This window comes from Psychrobacter sp. AOP5-GZ1-6 (assembly GCF_052376345.1).
In the GTDB taxonomy this organism is placed as follows: Bacteria; Pseudomonadota; Gammaproteobacteria; order Pseudomonadales; family Moraxellaceae; genus Psychrobacter.
Genome location: NZ_JBQSVP010000395.1, coordinates 1 through 268, shown reverse-complemented (window position 1 = coordinate 268; position 268 = coordinate 1). Strand labels below are relative to the sequence as shown.

The 268-nt window shown below is 44.8% G+C and carries 1 protein-coding gene; it reads right to left on the bottom strand.

Going from position 1 to position 268, the window contains the following annotated elements:
- Positions 1–268, bottom strand: a 268-nt coding sequence (locus ACT3RN_RS16350; RefSeq protein ID WP_444518909.1) for a transposase, incomplete at both ends; no start/stop codon positions are given.

The window sequence follows — 268 nt, the reverse complement described above, 5'->3', positions numbered from 1 at the left end:
AGTACAGTGCTTGAAGATACACTCTCTAATATCACTACTATCGTAGCCCCTGTCTGCAATCACCGCTTTAGTCTGGTTATTAATCGTGCTATCTATCAACGTCTTTGCCATCTTAGCGTCATGCACTTGCCCACCTGTCAGCTCAATATGTATAGGGTTACCACAAGCATCGACCACTAAGTGCAGTTTGCTGCTATTACCTGCAACACTTTTACCAATGGCCTCATCAAGATGACTGGCTGCGCCTGTACTATGCTGATGAGCTTTA